Here is a 14627-nt window from a genome sequence, read left to right as displayed (position 1 = left end):
CCGAATGACCTTCTCCGCCGATATCGGCCTCGCCTATCCCGAACTGATCCTGGCGGTTGGCGCGCTCGTGCTGCTGGTCGTCGGCGCTTTTGCGCCAAAGGCCGCGAGGCCCGTGGGCTGGGGCTCCGTGCTCGTCCTGGCTGCAGCGGCGCTCGCAGCGGCCACCGGTCCGCTCGGCCGCGGCTTCGCCGGGGGCATGATCTCAGACGCCGCCTCTGCTTTCACGCAGGTCGCGATCTTCGCGGCCAGCGCCGTCGCCATTCCGCTGGGCCAACGCTGGTTCGAGCGGCGCGGCGTCCACAATTTCGAGTTCCCGATCCTGATCCTCCTCGCCGCACTCGGCATGGGGATGATGGCCGCCGCCGGAGACCTGATCTCGCTCTACGTGGGTGTCGAGTTGCAATCGCTTGCCCTCTACGTGCTGGCCGCCATGCACCGCGACAACGCAAAGGCCTCCGAGGCCGGGCTGAAATACTTCGTGCTGGGCGCGCTCTCGTCGGGCCTCCTGCTCTATGGAGCGAGCCTGGTCTATGGCTTCGCCGGCTCGACGGTGTTCACGGAAATCGCCGCGACGGTGAAGTCCGGAGCGCACACCGGTGAGCTGTTCGGGCTGGTGTTCCTGATGTGCGGCCTGGCGTTCAAGGTCTCGGCCGCGCCCTTCCACATGTGGACGCCGGACGTCTACGAGGGCGCCCCTACGCCGGTTGTGGCTTTCTTCGCCGCCGCCCCCAAGCTCGCCGCCATGGTGCTGTTCGCCCGCCTGCTGGCCGAGGCGTTCGGCGGGGCGGTCGCGCAGTGGCAGCAGGTGCTGGTGGCGCTGGGGCTGATCTCAGTGGCCGTCGGCGCCTTCGCGGGCCTGGCGCAGACGAACCTCAAGCGGCTATGGGCCTACTCCTCCATCGCCAACGTTGGCTACGCGATCATCGGACTGGCGGCGGGCAATGCCGAGGGCATTCAGTCGATGCTGACCTTCATGGTCCTCTACATGGTCGACGTGACCGGCTTCTTCGCCTGCCTGGCGGCGCTCTCGCGCCAGGGCAAGTCGATGGAGACCATCGAGGACATGGCCGGCCTGTTCCGGGAGCAACCCGGCATTGCCCTGGCGATGACCGCATTTTCGTTGTCGGCGCTGGGCCTGCCGCCGTTCTCCGGATTCTGGGCCAAGGTGTTCGTATTCAAGGCGGCGCTGGGCGCCGGCCTGCCGCTGCCGGCGGTCCTCGGGCTCGTGGGCTCGGTCGTCGCTGCCTTCTACTACCTGCGCCTGATCAAGGTGATGTGGTTCGATACGGCCGTCAGCGCGACCGATAAGCCCCCGCTCGAGGCGCGTGTGATCGCCGTCTCGCTGGCCTTTTTCTCTTTCCCGGTCGTGCTCGGGGCGCTGATCTGGATCTACCCGGCGGCCGGCCGCGCGGCCCACGCCTTCGGTTTGGCGTAGGCATCGAAACCGCAGAAACCACGGAAGACACCTAAGCGATGTCCTCCGCCAATTTCAGCCAAGGTGGTGCGCCATCGGCGCCGCGCGCCCTTCCGTGGTCAATCCGATGAGCGATCACCCACCGATCGAGGCCCACGCAGAACTCGACTCCACCAACGCCGAGGCCCGGCGCCGCGCTGAGGGAGGCGAGGGCGGTCCCATCTGGATCACCGCAGGACGCCAGACGATGGGGCGCGGTCGCCGCGGGCGGGCCTGGAGCACTGAGTCCGGCAATCTGGCCGCGACGCTCCTCACCACCACAGACGTCCCGCCTCACGAAGCGGCGCAGCTCTCTTTTGTGGCTGCCCTAGCGGCCGCGGACCTCGCCGACACTTGTATCGGACCCGGCGTCGCACGGCTGAAATGGCCAAACGACGTACTTGTGTTCGGAAGGAAGGCGGTGGGAATCCTGGTGGAGTCCGGCGCCCGGCCTGACGGGCGGCTCTGGCTTGCGGTGGGGATCGGCGTGAACCTCGCCCACGCGCCGAACGAAACCGAGCGGCCCGCAACCTCCTTCGCCGAATATATGCCCGGCCCGCCGCCCCAACCCTCCGATGCGATCGAGGTGCTGGCGACGAGGTTCGAGGCGTGGCGAAAGCTCTGGGCGACGCAGGGTTTTTCAGCGATCGCGCAGGGCTGGACGGCGCGCGCGCACGGACTGGGCGAGCGCTGCGAGGCGCGCCTGTCAAACCGCACCCTGGCCGGCGTCGCCGAGGGGCTCGACTTGGACGGCGCGCTCCGGCTGCGACTGGACGACGGCGCACTAGAGCGCATAACGGCTGGCGACGTTTTCTTCGGAGCTCCATGATCCATGCTGTTGGCGATCGAGCAGGGCAATACCAACACCCTCTTTGCGGTCCACGACGGCGAACGGTGGACGGCGCAGTGGCGCGCAGCGACGCACGCCAGCCGCACGGCCGATGAATACGCCGTGTGGCTGTCTCAACTCTTGGCCATGGCTGGGCTGCAACTCGGCGTCTTCAACGGCTGCATCATTTCAAGCGTCGTGCCGCAGTCGATATTCAACCTCAGGAACCTCGCTCGGCGCTACCTGCACGTCGAACCGCTGGTGATCGGCGAGAACGTCGACCTCGGCATCGAGGTCAGGATCGAAAAGCCGTCCGAGGCCGGGGCCGACCGGTTGGTGAATGCGATCGGAGCGCACATCGTCTATCCGGGTGACCTGATCATCATCGACAGCGGAACAGCCACGACCTTCGACGTGATCGCCGGCGACGGGGGCATGGAAGGTTGCGCCATCGCGCCCGGGATCAATCTCTCGATGGAGGCTTTGCACCAGGCGGCCGCGAAGCTGCCCCGGGTGGCGATTCAGCGCCCGCCCGGCAATACCGCGATCGGCAAGGACACCGTGGCGGCCATGCAGTCCGGCGTCTTCTGGGGCTACATCGCTCTGATCGAGGGCCTTGTGGCGCGGATCAAGGCCGAGTGGGACAAACCGATGACGGTCGTCGGCACCGGCGGAGTCGCCTCTCTATTCCATGGCGCAACGGCGTCCATCGACCACTTTGACCCGGACCTGACGATCCGGGGCATGCTCGAGATTTACCGCCGGAATACGGCCAAGGCTTAGATGACCAGTAAAACCAAGCACGACGAGCTCGTCTTCCTGCCGCTGGGCGGATCGAACGAGATCGGGATGAACTTCAACCTCTACGGCTTCGGGCCGCCGCACGACCGCAAGTGGATCGTCGTCGATCTCGGGATCACGTTCGGCGACCAGACGACACCCGGGGTCGAGGTGATCCTGCCGGACCCGACCTTCATGGAAGAAAACGCCGACCGGCTCCTCGGCATCGTGCTCACGCATGCGCACGAAGACCACATCGGGGCGGTGGCGTGGCTCTGGCCACGCTTCAAGGCGCCGATCTACGCCACGCCTTTCACCGCGTTCATCCTGCGCGAGAAGCTGCGCGAGGCCGGCCTGCTGGACGAAGCCGAGATCACCGTCGTGCCGTTGGGCGGGAGCATCGAGCTTGGGCCGTTCAGCCTTGAGCTGATTACGCTCACCCATTCGATTCCAGAGCCCAACGGCCTGGCGATCCGCACTCCGCTCGGGACCATCCTGCATACCGGCGACTGGAAGATCGACCCCGACCCGCTGTTGGGCGCCGTCACCGACCAGGACGCTATCCGCAGGCTCGGCGATGAGGGCGTGCTGGCTATGGTCTGCGACTCGACCAACGTTTTCGTGGACGGCCACGCTGGCTCCGAAGCCGAGGTGCGCAACACCTTGATCCCGCTGATCGGGACCCTGAAGGGCAAGGTCGCCGTGGCCTGCTTCGCATCAAACGTCGCGCGCATGGACTCCATCGCGCGCGCCGCCGAGGCCAATGGCCGCCGCGTCTGCCTGGCCGGCCGGTCGATGCACCGGATGTCGGCGGCGGCGAAGTCGGTGGGCTTGATGGAGGGCCTCAAGCCCTTCCTCGACGACACCGAGGCCAAGAAATTCCCGCCGGACAAGGTGCTGTTCCTCTGCACAGGCAGCCAGGGCGAAGGCAGGGCGGCGCTTGCCCGGATCGCCGACGGCACCCACCCGCACGTCAACCTGGGCGCGGGCGACGCCTGCATCTTCTCGTCGCGGGTAATCCCGGGGAACGAGATTCCGATCCGCAATCTGCAGGACAAACTCGCCGACCGCGGGGTGCGGCTCTACACAGAGCGCGACCATCCCGGCATCCACGTCTCCGGCCACCCCTGCCGCGACGAGCTGGCCGAGATGTACCGCTGGGCGCGGCCGCAGATCGCCGTCCCGACGCACGGGGAGCGCCGCCACCTCCTCGAGCACGCAGCCTTCGCCCGCGATCTGCAGGTGCCGCAGCAGGTGACGCCGCGAAACGGCGACATGGTCCGCCTGGCGCCCGGACGCGCCGCCGTCATCGACGAAGCGCCGGCCGGTCGGCTCTACGTCGACGGCGGCATGGTCACGGTGGAGAACGGCGACGCGCTTCGCGAACGCCGCCACGCGGCCTCGAATGGCGTGTTGGCGGTCTCGGTCGTGCTGGACGGCAAGAACAAGATCGTCTCCGGCCCACAGGTCCGGGCCCTCGGACTGCCATCCGAACCCGACTATCCGCTCGAGGACATCCTCGACGACCTGGCCGATGAGGCGGAGCAGGCGCTGGGGCGCCTCCGGGGCGAGGATCGCGACCTCGACGAAACCGTCGAGACAGCCATGTCGCGCGCGGTGAAGAAGGCCAGCCAGCGCGTATGGGGCCGCCGGCCCGTGGTGGAGACAACAGTCCTGCGGCTCTAGGTCGCGACTAACTCACGCGCCAGGGGAATGGGATAGACGCTGAGGTCCATTCCTTGGTCTTGGTTCCGAACGGCTCGCGGATTCTCGGGCGCTGTTGTTGCAGCGCCGCCGTAGAAGCTGAGTTTTTGCGGGGGTTTAATGCGTTTTAGGACATTGACCGCGGCTTCCGCCGCGGTGCCGGCGTTTGGCGCGGCCGCCAACGCAACTGAATTCGTCACCAACGGCGGCTTCGAGACCTCGTGTCGATCGGCACGCCGAACGGCGAGCCGCCGGTGGCGCTGCTCGACTCGGTCTCGCTGACCAGCGGAGTGCCCGAGCCCAACACCTGGGCGCTGATGCTGATCGGCTTTGGTGGCGCGGGCGGCATGATGCGCCTGTCCCGTCGTCGCGCCCTTGCGGCGGCCTAGTCGACGACGTTCCAAGACGCTGGAAACAAGGGCCCGGTGGCGGATCTCGCCATCGGGCCTTTTGTTGGCTGCGACTCCAGAATTATCGTTTGACGAATATATATTGATGTAAGACGGTGCGGTTATCCCGAGGCGGAGTCCTGTCATGGCCGATGTTCTCGAATTCTCGCCGACCGTTGCGGAGAACCCCGCCTATCGCCGGGTCCGCGCCAGCAGCCGCGGCTTCGCGGTCCTGTTCGGGGGGCTCCTCTGGGCCTTCGTCGCGCTGGCGGCCTTTGGGGTCTGGGCGGTAATCTTCTACCGGGGGGGCGTGCTGTCGTTGGGCGCGCCTGGCGGCATGATCAGCACGGGCGGCCATCCGCCGCCCGGCTACGTCACCTTCGCCTCGCTCAGCCTGACGCACCGGGTGGTCTATGCCCTGGTCTGGATCGTCCGCTCCGCGCCCATGGTGCTGCTATTCTGGAACCTGCAGGGTCTTTTCCGGCTCTACGCTCGAGGGCAGGTCTTCGCGACCCGAAACGCCCGGCATTTGCAATGGGTGGGGATCGCGCTCCTGGCCGACGCCGCGCTGCCGTTCCTCTGCCACCTGGCGCTCAGCGCCAGCGGCTACGAGATCGACCGGCACTGGGCGCACATGACCAGCATCCAGGAACTGCTGCTGGGCGGTCTCGTCCTGGTGATCGCCCAAGTGATGCTGGTGGGCCGTGAAATCGAACAGGATCGTGAGGGGTTCGTCTGATGGCGATTATCGTCCGCCTCGACTTAGTGATGGCCCGGCGCAAGGTGCGCTCCAACGTGCTCGCCCGCGCGATCGGCATCACCGAGGCCAACCTGTCGCTGCTCAAATCCGGCAAGGTGAAGGGGCTGCGCTTCTCCACTCTGGAGGCGATCTGCCGCTACCTGGAGTGTCAGCCGGGCGACCTGTTGGAATTCGTGCCGGACGAAACGTCTGAAACCGTCGGCGCCGAGGCGCTCCGAATAGCCAGCTGACGATCCAGGCCTGGAAACAGACGATAGGAACGACCGATGATCGGGCGAATGATGGTGCTTGCCTGCTCGCTGGCCCTGATGGCCGGCGCCGCGCGGGCTGAGATGGTCGATGTCGACGGGGGCCAGATTTACTATGAGACCTGCGGCAAGGGGGCCCAGGCCATCGTTCTGATCCACGACGGAGTGATCAACTCCGCCAGCTTCGACGACATGTGGCCGATCCTTTGCCGCGACTTCCGCGTCGTCCGCTACGACCGCCGCGGCTACGGCAGGTCGCCGGCCGCCAAGGCCCCATATTCGGCGCAGGACGACCTTGCTGCGGTCATGGCGGCGGCGAAGATGGATCATGCCAGCCTCGTCGGCTTCTCCTTTGGTGGCGGCTTGGCGGTGAGCTACGCAGTCCGGCACCCCGACCAGGTTGACCGGCTGGTGCTCTCGGGCACCGTGCTCAATGGCTTCCAACCCACCAAGAATTTCGGCGACCACGTTACGCGGATCATGATGCCGATGATCATCGGTGATATGGACTCCGTCGTCGCCAACGCCGAGAAATCCGGCTGGGTGATGGCCCCGGGCCACGCAGAGGCGAAGGCCAGGGCGCTGGCGATCCTGAAAGCCAGCCCGCAGGACCTGCGCCACCAGATGCGGGACCCGATCAAGGGGTGGACGTCCGACCTGCCGCATTTGTCGAGCCTGCAGGTGCCGACGTTGATCATGACGGGCGATCATGACATCGCCGACAATCAGGCGACCAGCGGCGCGGCCCAGGCGCTCATCCCAGGGTCTCGGCGCATCGTCATCGACGACGCCGGGCACCTGATGCAACTCGAGCATCCGAAGGAAGTGGCCGACCTGATCGCCGACTTCGTCCGCAAGGGGCGCTGACCGCGCCTCAGCCTCTGGCGAGACCCAGGGCGTCGATCGCGGCGACCTGCACCGGATCGAGCGGGCCTGCAGTCTCGGCGGCAAGGCACTGCGCTAGCTCGGAGCGGTTCTTCACCCCCAGCACCACGGTGTCGATGTTGGGCATGCCCAGCGCATAGCGGTGCGCCACCACCGCCGGATCCTCGCCCCAGCTGGCGCAGAGCGCCCGGAAACCAGCGGCCCGGGCGAAGTCGGCATTGTCCGGGCTGTTGGGCGACAACGGGCGATCCACGCCGGCGGTCAACGCGCCGGCCTGGACGGCGCGAATGCCCATCACGCCGATGCCCCGCGCCTTGGCGGCGGCGGCGATCTCCCGCGGTCGCGCGGGCTCGGCGTAGCGCTTCAACGCGCCTGGGCTGTCCATCAGGTTGGCGATGGCCTGGACGGCGTCGGGATGGGCTGTGTCGTCGAGCGCGTCGAGCACCGCGGTCGGAACACCGATGCCCGTGATCCCCCAGCTGCCGATCCGGCCCTGCGCCTTCAGCCTCGCAAACGTCGGGACGGCTTCCTCGACGTAGATCGACCAGCTGGTGGAGAAGGCGTCACGATTAGCGTTGCCGTGGGCATATTCGAATCCGTCCAGGTGTATGTTCGAGTGCAGGAAGAACAGGTCGACGCGTTTCAGGCGCATGGCCGCCAGGCTGGCCTCCAGAGCGGCTTCGAGCCGCTCGTTCACCTCTGAGGGGGCGGGAGAGCCGAGCTGGCACTTGGTCGTCACCTTGACGCCGGGCGGCAATCGCCCGCCGAAGGTCTCGCCGATGAAAGCCTCGCAGTTGCGGTACATCGGGGCGGCGTCCAGCACCGTGATGCCGCCGTCGATCGCCGCCGTTAGGGTGGCCAGCGCCTCGTCCTTGGTATTCTCGCCCCAGATCTGGCCAATGCCGCCACCGCCAAGGGTCAGCCGGCTCACCTCGCCCAAGGGGCCCAGTGTCGCGGTTCGCATGGCGGATGCTCCTTCCGTCAGCGACTAGCGGGCCAAGCTCGCCCTCGGTCAAGCCGCCGGTGCGTAAGCAGCAGGGCTTGTCGGCGCGCCCGCGCCCGGCTTTCATGACGTATGGCGAGACGCGACCACCGCGCCGCCCGGCAGGGAGGTCGCCGCCAGTGTCCGCCTACAAGGACATCCGCATCGCCGATTTCAGTCATGGGCTGGCCGGGCCCATGGCGGCCATGCTGCTGGGTGACTTCGAGGCGGAGATCGTCAAGGTCGAGCCGCCCGCCGGAGACCGTCTGAAGGACCACCCCGGCTACCTGGCCTGGAACCGTAACAAGCAGGTGCTGACGCTTGACCTGGACACGCCGGAGGGGCTTGCCGCAGCTCGCGAGCTGATCGCCGGCGCCGACGTCGCTATTTTTTCAGACGCGCCCGGCCGGCTCGAGGCGATGGGCCTGGACGGGAAGAGCCTCACCAGCGCCCATCCCGCGCTGATTCACGCGTGGATGCCGCCATATGGGACATCGGGCCGTTGGAGCGGCATCGCTCCGCACCACAGCCTCCTGGCCGGCATGACCAGCACGGCATTCCGCCAAGGCGCCTACGCCGACCAGCCGGTCTGCCTGGTGCTTCCGGTGATCTGGTACGGGCAGGCGGTGATGGGCGCCGCGGCGATCGGCTCGGCGCTCTTCGAACGGTCTCGCAGCGGCCAGGGGCAGGCGGTGATCATCAGCGGTCTGCATGGGGCGTCCGAAGTCTCCGGCGCTGCGCGGATGCTGAACGCCGCACCACTGCCGCGCGGCATCCCGCCTGGCGCAAATCCGCGCTATCGCCTCTACCAGTGCGCGGACGGGGAGTGGTTCTTCCTGGGCACGCTTTTCACCAACTTCTACCGCAAGGCCTTCGAGGTGCTCGGCCTCGAGGACGCCTTCGACGCCTTGGAGCAGGATCAGCTCGCGGCGCGCGACCTGCTGGTGGAGATGTTCGCCACCCGCACCCGCGACGAGTGGCTGGAGGCGCTGCAGGCCAACGACGTGCCGTGCGCGCCAGTCCGGCGACGCGAGGACTGGTTCGCCGGCGAGACGGTGGCGCAGGGCAGGCTTCGACAGGTCTTTGACCACCCAGAGCTTGGCGAGGTGGCCATGCCTGGTCCGCCGGCCAAGCTCAGCGCGACGCCGGCCTCAATCCGGGCCCTGCCTACGCCGGTCGCCGCGCCGCCCGTCTGGGAGAGCCGCAGCGCGCTGCGCGAAGGCGGCTCCGCGCCTCCGCTCGCGGGCGTCCGGGTCCTCAACCTCGGCACGGTGATCGCCGGCGCCTACGCGGGAACCCTCCTGGCCGACTTCGGAGCCGACGTCGCCAAGGTCGAGCCGCGGGAGGCCGATCCCTTCCGGTCGGACGGGCCCGGGTTCATAGGCTACAACCGCGGCGTCCGGGGCCTTGGCCTGGACCTGAAGCAGCCTGCCGGTCGGGAGCTATTCCTGGAGCTCGCCAGGACCGCGGACGTGGTGATCGACAACTACCGCCTGGGTGTTCGCCAGCGCCTGGGCATCGACTACGCGACCCTGAGGACGATCAACCCACGGCTCATCTCCTGCTCGATCAACGCCTATGGCGAGCAGGGTCCGCGGTCCGCCTTGCCCGGGTTCGACCCGCTCTTGCAGGCGGAGGGCGGGATGATGGCCGCCCAGGGCGGCGCCGACGATCCGATCCTTCACACCATCGCCGTCAACGATGTGGCGACCGCCGGCGTGGTCACGGCCTCCGTCATCGCCGCGCTCAACGCCCGCGAGCGGACAGGCGAGGGCCAGGAGGTCCTGACCAGCCTGATGGCGCAAAGCCTGCTCTTCCAGCTAGGCGAGACGGTGACCTACGCCGGGCGACCGCCGAACCACCTGGGCGGCGTCGATTGCCTGGGCGTGCGCGCGCTCGACCGCTACTACGCCTGCGCCGACGGCTGGATGGGCCTTGCCTGCGATACCCCGGCCGAGGTCGAAGCCCTGGCGCGCGTGCTGGGCGTCGAGATCCCGCCCACTGCGCTGAGCGAGCCGCGCGACGGCGCGCTGGCGACCCAATTGGCGGCGGCCCTGGCCGGGCGGAGCCGCGGTGAGACGTTGGATCTGCTGCTTGCGGCCGGCGTCGCGGCCGCGCCGGTCCTGCGAAGCGCCGAAGCGTTGCAGGACGAATGGCTTTGGCAGAACAACTACCTTGAGCGTTGGGAGCATCCCAGGCTCGGCCCGATGATCGGCGCCAAGGGCGTCGCCGATTTCGCCCGCACCCCTTGGGGGTACAAAAGGCCCACGCCGGACATTGGCGAACATTCCGTCGAAATTCTCACTGAGTGGGGCATCAGCCGTGAACGGATTTCGGCGCTGCTCGCCTCGGGGGCCGTGTTCACTTCGGACGGGCGGGGAGGGATCGCGGCGCAATCGCCGCAGAGGGCGTCTTCAGCGTGATCTCGCACCGGAGCGCAGGGCAGGGTATAGGCGGCCGATGATCGGAAAACTCAATCACGTCGGCATCGCGACACCCTCCATCGAAGCCTCGGTGAAGATGTATCGCGAGATGCTGGGGGCGACCTCCTTCAGCGAACGCTTTTCAATGCCCGAGCAGGGGGTCTGGGTCTGCTTCGTCAACCTGCCCAACAGCCAGATCGAGTTGATCGAGCCCTACGGGGACGCCTCGCCGATCACCGCCTTCCTGGAAAAGAACCCGAAGGGCGGGCAGCATCACGTCTGCTTCGAGGTTCCCGACATCCTGGCTGCCCGTGACGACATGCGCGCCAAGGGCGCAACTGTGCTGGGAACCGGCGAACCTCGCATCGGCGCGCACGGCGTGCCGGTGATCTTTGTCCATCCCAAGGACATGGGCGGTGTCCTTGTCGAGCTCATGGAAACCCCTAAGGACGCGCACTGATGGGCGGGCCTATCACGCTGGTGGCGATCTACCTGACGATCTGGTGGACCGTGCTGTTCGCGATCCTGCCCCTGGGCACCCAGACGCGCGCGGAGGCCGGCCTGCCCAACGACGGTTCCGATCCAGGTGCGCCGGTCGATCCCAAGCTGAAGAAGAAGTTCTTCACAACCACCTGGGTCTCGACGATTGTCTTCGCGATCCTGTGGCTGGTAATCCACTTCAAGCTCGTGGACCTGGCCAACCTGCCCTGGCGCCACTGAGCCAGGTCCAAGGCCCGCGTTGCAAAGGTGTGTGGGCCAAGGCTATCAGAGCCGTTCGCCTTCGACCGCCCAGGAAACAGAACCGCCATGCGCCTTTCGCGCTACTTCATGCCGACGCTGCGCGAGGCTCCCGCCGACGCCCAGATCGTGTCCCATCAGCTGATGCTGCGCGCTGGCCTGATCCGCCAGGAGGCGGCCGGCATCTATGCCTGGTTGCCGCTCGGCCTGAAGGTGCTGAAGAAGATCGAGCAGGTCGTGCGCGAAGAAATGGACCGCGCCGGCGCCATCGAGGTGCTGCTGCCGACCCTCCAGCTTGCAGACCTCTGGCGCGAGAGCGGCCGCTACGACGACTACGGCGACGAGATGCTGCGCATCAAGGACCGTCACGACCGCGACCTCCTCTACGGGCCCACCGCGGAGGAGGTCATCACCGAGATCTTCCGGGCTTATGTTAAGTCCTACAAGGACTTGCCGAAGAATTTCTACAACATCCAGTGGAAGTTCCGTGACGAGCGGCGTCCTCGGTTTGGCGTGATGCGCGGACGCGAATTCCTTATGAAGGACGCCTACAGCTTCGACATCGACGAGGCCGCGGCGCGCAAGTCCTACAACCGCATGTTCCTAGCCTACCTGAACATCTATGCGCGACTGGGCCTGAAGGCGATCCCGGTGAAGGCGGACCCCGGCCCGATCGGCGGCGACCTCAGCCATGAGTTCATCATCCTGGCCGAGACCGGCGAGAGCGAAGTCTTCGCGCACGGCGATCTGGTCGAGATGGGCGCGCCGGGCCCGGACATCGATTGGGACGGCGACCTGGAGCCGATGGTGGCTCAGCGCGCAAAGCTCTATGCGGCTTCCGACGAGATGCATGACGCCGCTCGCTTCGAAGCCGAAGTCCCGGCCGACAAGCGCATGACCGCCCGGGGTATCGAGGTCGGCCACATTTTCTACTTCGGCGAAAAGTACTCGAAGCCCATGAAGGCGTTGGTCACGGGCCCGGACGGCAAGGATGCTCCGATCCACGGCGGATCCTATGGCGTCGGCGTATCGCGCCTGGTGGGCGGGATCATCGAGGCTAGCCACGATGAAGCCGGCATCATCTGGCCGGACGCCGTGGCGCCCTTCGGCGTCGCCGTGGTCAACCTGCGCCCCGGCGCTGCGGAGGTCGATACGGTGGCCGAGCAGGCTTACAAGGCCCTGAGCGACCTCGGAAAAGAACCTTTGCTCGACGACCGTGACGAACGGCCCGGCGCGAAGTTCGCGGCCCTGGACCTGGTCGGTATCCCATGGCAGCTCATTGTCGGTCCCAAGGGCGTCGCGGACGGCGTCGTCGAGATCAAGCGCCGGGCCACCGGCGAGCGCCAGACCCTGCCACTGCACGCCGCTCTGAAGGTCATCACCGGGTGACGACCGAGCAGTCCGCCTTCGCCTCGGCAAACGGCGGCCGCGCCCACCCGTTCGGGCCGTGGGAACGGATGCTGGCGAGCCGCTACTTGCGCGCCAAGCGCAGTGAGGGCGGCGTCGCCTTGATCTCGATCATCTCCTTCGTCGGCATCATGCTGGCCGTCGCGGTGCTGATCATTGTCATGTCGGTGATGAACGGTTTCCGCGCCGAACTCCTCGGAAAGATCCTGGGCTTCAATGGCCACGTCTTCGTCACTGGGGCCGTGCTCGACGGCCCGGCGCGTTATCCGACCGTCCAGCGCATCCTCAATGTGCCTGGCGTCACCCAGGCCGTGCCGGTTATCGAGGCCCAGGCCATAGCCATGGGCCCCAACCAGATCACCGGCGCGATCGTCCGTGGCCTCTCGGCCAGCGATCTGAAAGCCACCGGCATCGTGGCGGGCAACATCACCCGGGGCAATCTGCGCGGGTTTGGGCAGGGCGAGTACGGAGGCGACGTCGTCGTGGTCGGCGACCGATTGGCTGAGCAGCTCGGCGTGAAGGCCGGTGACTCGATCTCGCTGATCTCGCCCTCGGGCGGCGCCACGGCCTTCGGCGGTACGCCGCGGCAGAAGTCCTATGTGGTTGGCGCGACCTTCACGGCCGGCATGAGCCAGTACGACCAGGCTTACATCTTTATGCCTTTGGACCAGGCCCAACTGTTCTTCGGGCGGGAGGACACCGTCGACGCCATCGAGATCCGGGTCGCCAACCCGGACAAGGCCGTGCAGCTCAAGGCGGCGATCATGCGCGCAGCCGGCCCCACCGCCTTGGTCGCCGATTGGACGCAACGCGACTCCTCCTACTGGGGCGCGCTGAAAGTCGAGCGCAACGTCATGCGCCTGATCCTTATGCTGCTGGTGGTTATTGCGGCGCTGAACATCATCTCGAGCCTGGTGATGCTGGTGAAGAATAAGGGCCGCGATATCGCCATCCTGCGGACAATGGGCGCGGGCCAGGGCTCGATCCTGCGGATCTTCGTCATGGCGGGGGCGACCATAGGAGCGCTGGGGACGGCCGCCGGATTGGCCATTGGCGCCCTCGTCTCGCTCTACATCGGCCCGATCCAGGCTTTCGTCGAATGGACGACCGGCCAGGCCGTGTTCTCCTCGGACGTCTATTTCCTCTCGCGCCTCCCTGCCAAGGTCGACTGGACGGAAGTCGCGATCATCGTCAGCTTCTCGCTTGCGGTGTCTTTGCTCTGCACCCTTCCGCCGGCCTGGCGGGCCGCCCGGCTCGATCCGGTGGAAGCACTTCGCTATGAGTAGTCCCGTCCTGTCGATCCGGGGGCTGGAACGCAGCTACGTTACGGGAGCGGGTCCGCTCACCGTCCTGCGCGGCGTCGACCTCGACGTCATGCCAGGCGAAATCGTCGGCTTGATCGGTCCGTCGGGCTCGGGGAAGTCCTCGCTGCTGCACGCTGCCGGGTTACTGGAACATCCGAACGCCGGGCGGATCACGGTTCTGGGCCGAGATTGCTCGGACCTGGCGGACCGCGACCGGACCCGGGTCAGGTTAGCCAGCATCGGCTTCGTCTATCAGTTCCACCACCTGCTGCCGGAATTCTCAGCGCTCGACAATGTGGCCCTGCCGCTGATGATCGCCGGCCGACCTCGCACCCAGGCGCGTGCGCGAGCAGGGGAGCTCCTGGGCGAATTGGGTCTTTCGCAGCGCAGCCACCACCAGCCTTCGCAGATGTCGGGCGGCGAGCAGCAGCGGGTCGCGGTCGCTCGGGCGCTTGCGAATTCACCGCGCCTGCTGCTGGCCGACGAACCCACCGGGAACCTGGATCCGCACACGTCAACAGCGGTGTTCGAGAATCTCTACGATCTGGTGCGCGGCACCGGTGTGGCCGCGGTGGTGGCCACCCACAATCTGGAACTGGCGCGTCACATGGACCGGGTTTTCGCCCTCAAGGACGGCCATCTGGAGCTCCAAGCGAAAACCTGACGGCGTAAGCTAGGTTTTCGGAGAACACTTTGTAAGACAGGCCTTTTCCACACTCCCGCTC

The 14627-nt window shown here is 67.0% G+C and carries 14 protein-coding genes and 1 pseudogene; 14 read left to right on the top strand and 1 reads right to left on the bottom strand.

All coding sequences use genetic code 11. The features are described from left to right. Window positions 1–4 precede the first annotated feature (4 nt). The 8 genes and pseudogenes from nuoN (at window position 5) to VGI62_RS19535 (ending at window position 7030) form a co-directional block, all read left to right on the top strand. Window positions 5–1435 carry an NADH-quinone oxidoreductase subunit NuoN gene (gene nuoN, locus VGI62_RS19570; RefSeq protein ID WP_331506246.1) on the top strand — a complete coding sequence of 477 codons (1431 nt, stop codon included), beginning with the start codon at window positions 5–7 and terminating at the stop codon, window positions 1433–1435. Between the two features lie 106 nt (window positions 1436–1541). Beyond that, the gene (locus VGI62_RS19565; protein WP_331506245.1) at window positions 1542–2282 is read left to right on the top strand and encodes a biotin--[acetyl-CoA-carboxylase] ligase; all 741 of its coding nucleotides are present in this window, start codon (window positions 1542–1544) and stop codon (window positions 2280–2282) included. A gap of 3 nt (window positions 2283–2285) precedes the next feature. Next, on the top strand, window positions 2286–3065 hold the full coding sequence (locus VGI62_RS19560; RefSeq protein ID WP_331506244.1) for a type III pantothenate kinase: 780 nt from the start codon (window positions 2286–2288) through the stop codon (window positions 3063–3065). After that, window positions 3066–4748 (top strand): ribonuclease J, encoded by a 1683-nt coding sequence (locus tag VGI62_RS19555; RefSeq protein ID WP_331506243.1) that lies wholly within the window; start codon window positions 3066–3068, stop codon window positions 4746–4748. It begins immediately after the preceding gene. Window positions 4749–5044: 296 nt separating this feature from the next. After that, window positions 5045–5155: pseudogene (locus tag VGI62_RS19550) on the top strand (PEPxxWA-CTERM sorting domain-containing protein); the annotation flags it as partial. Between the two features lie 145 nt (window positions 5156–5300). Next, window positions 5301–5894 carry a DUF2975 domain-containing protein gene (locus VGI62_RS19545; RefSeq protein ID WP_331506241.1) on the top strand — a complete coding sequence of 198 codons (594 nt, stop codon included), beginning with the start codon at window positions 5301–5303 and terminating at the stop codon, window positions 5892–5894. Then, window positions 5894–6145: a helix-turn-helix transcriptional regulator gene (locus tag VGI62_RS19540; protein WP_331506240.1), complete on the top strand. Its 252-nt coding sequence runs from the start codon at window positions 5894–5896 to the stop codon at window positions 6143–6145. Before VGI62_RS19545 ends, VGI62_RS19540 begins: the two co-directional genes overlap by 1 nt. A gap of 36 nt (window positions 6146–6181) precedes the next feature. Beyond that, complete coding sequence (locus VGI62_RS19535; RefSeq protein ID WP_331506239.1) at window positions 6182–7030, top strand: alpha/beta hydrolase; 849 nt, start codon at window positions 6182–6184, stop codon at window positions 7028–7030. A gap of 7 nt (window positions 7031–7037) precedes the next feature. Here the strand turns inward: VGI62_RS19535 and VGI62_RS19530 are convergent, their stop codons facing one another. Beyond that, a complete protein-coding gene (locus tag VGI62_RS19530; protein WP_331506238.1) occupies window positions 7038–8012 on the bottom strand; it encodes an aldo/keto reductase in 975 nt (324 codons plus the stop codon). Window positions 8013–8170: 158 nt separating this feature from the next. On the opposite strand from VGI62_RS19530, the gene VGI62_RS19525 reads away from it, so the two are divergent. From VGI62_RS19525 to VGI62_RS19500, 6 genes are all read left to right on the top strand, one after another. Then, the gene (locus tag VGI62_RS19525) at window positions 8171–10453 is read left to right on the top strand and encodes a CoA transferase (RefSeq protein ID WP_331506237.1); all 2283 of its coding nucleotides are present in this window, start codon (window positions 8171–8173) and stop codon (window positions 10451–10453) included. A 37-nt stretch (window positions 10454–10490) separates the two neighbouring features. Continuing rightward, window positions 10491–10913, top strand: a complete 423-nt coding sequence (gene mce / locus VGI62_RS19520; protein ID WP_331506236.1) for a methylmalonyl-CoA epimerase — start codon at window positions 10491–10493, stop codon at window positions 10911–10913. Beyond that, window positions 10913–11173: a DUF1467 family protein gene (locus VGI62_RS19515; protein ID WP_331506235.1), complete on the top strand. Its 261-nt coding sequence runs from the start codon at window positions 10913–10915 to the stop codon at window positions 11171–11173. Before mce ends, VGI62_RS19515 begins: the two co-directional genes overlap by 1 nt. 87 nt (window positions 11174–11260) lie before the next feature. Continuing rightward, entirely contained in the window at window positions 11261–12580 is a 1320-nt protein-coding gene (gene proS / locus VGI62_RS19510) for a proline--tRNA ligase (protein WP_331506234.1), read from the top strand. Window positions 12581–12648: 68 nt separating this feature from the next. After that, on the top strand, window positions 12649–13884 hold the full coding sequence (locus VGI62_RS19505) for a lipoprotein-releasing ABC transporter permease subunit (RefSeq protein WP_331506279.1): 1236 nt from the start codon (window positions 12649–12651) through the stop codon (window positions 13882–13884). Then, window positions 13877–14566 carry an ABC transporter ATP-binding protein gene (locus VGI62_RS19500; RefSeq protein ID WP_331506233.1) on the top strand — a complete coding sequence of 230 codons (690 nt, stop codon included), beginning with the start codon at window positions 13877–13879 and terminating at the stop codon, window positions 14564–14566. The genes VGI62_RS19505 and VGI62_RS19500 overlap by 8 nt, the downstream gene beginning before the upstream one ends. Window positions 14567–14627: the final 61 nt, after the last annotated feature.

The sequence above is a fragment of the Phenylobacterium sp. genome, from assembly GCF_036495085.1.
Taxonomy (GTDB): Bacteria; Pseudomonadota; Alphaproteobacteria; order Caulobacterales; family Caulobacteraceae; genus Phenylobacterium.
This window is presented reverse-complemented; position numbering and strand designations above follow the sequence as displayed.

Excerpts from the sequence above, each read along its gene's own strand:
- VGI62_RS19505 (WP_331506279.1), top strand. The coding sequence starts at position 12,649 with ATGCTGGCGAGCCGCTACTTGCGCGCCAAGCGCAGTGAGGGCGGCGTC.
- nuoN (WP_331506246.1), top strand. The coding sequence starts at position 5 with ATGACCTTCTCCGCCGATATCGGCCTCGCCTATCCCGAACTGATCCTG.
- VGI62_RS19535 (WP_331506239.1), top strand. The coding sequence starts at position 6,182 with ATGATCGGGCGAATGATGGTGCTTGCCTGCTCGCTGGCCCTGATGGCC.
- VGI62_RS19515 (WP_331506235.1), top strand. The coding sequence starts at position 10,913 with ATGGGCGGGCCTATCACGCTGGTGGCGATCTACCTGACGATCTGGTGG.
- VGI62_RS19565 (WP_331506245.1), top strand. The coding sequence starts at position 1,542 with ATGAGCGATCACCCACCGATCGAGGCCCACGCAGAACTCGACTCCACC.
- VGI62_RS19500 (WP_331506233.1), top strand. The coding sequence starts at position 13,877 with ATGAGTAGTCCCGTCCTGTCGATCCGGGGGCTGGAACGCAGCTACGTT.
- VGI62_RS19545 (WP_331506241.1), top strand. The coding sequence starts at position 5,301 with ATGGCCGATGTTCTCGAATTCTCGCCGACCGTTGCGGAGAACCCCGCC.
- VGI62_RS19555 (WP_331506243.1), top strand. The coding sequence starts at position 3,066 with ATGACCAGTAAAACCAAGCACGACGAGCTCGTCTTCCTGCCGCTGGGC.
- VGI62_RS19540 (WP_331506240.1), top strand. The coding sequence starts at position 5,894 with ATGGCGATTATCGTCCGCCTCGACTTAGTGATGGCCCGGCGCAAGGTG.
- VGI62_RS19530 (WP_331506238.1), bottom strand. The coding sequence starts at position 8,012 with ATGCGAACCGCGACACTGGGCCCCTTGGGCGAGGTGAGCCGGCTGACC.
- proS (WP_331506234.1), top strand. The coding sequence starts at position 11,261 with ATGCGCCTTTCGCGCTACTTCATGCCGACGCTGCGCGAGGCTCCCGCC.
- VGI62_RS19560 (WP_331506244.1), top strand. The coding sequence starts at position 2,286 with ATGCTGTTGGCGATCGAGCAGGGCAATACCAACACCCTCTTTGCGGTC.
- mce (WP_331506236.1), top strand. The coding sequence starts at position 10,491 with ATGATCGGAAAACTCAATCACGTCGGCATCGCGACACCCTCCATCGAA.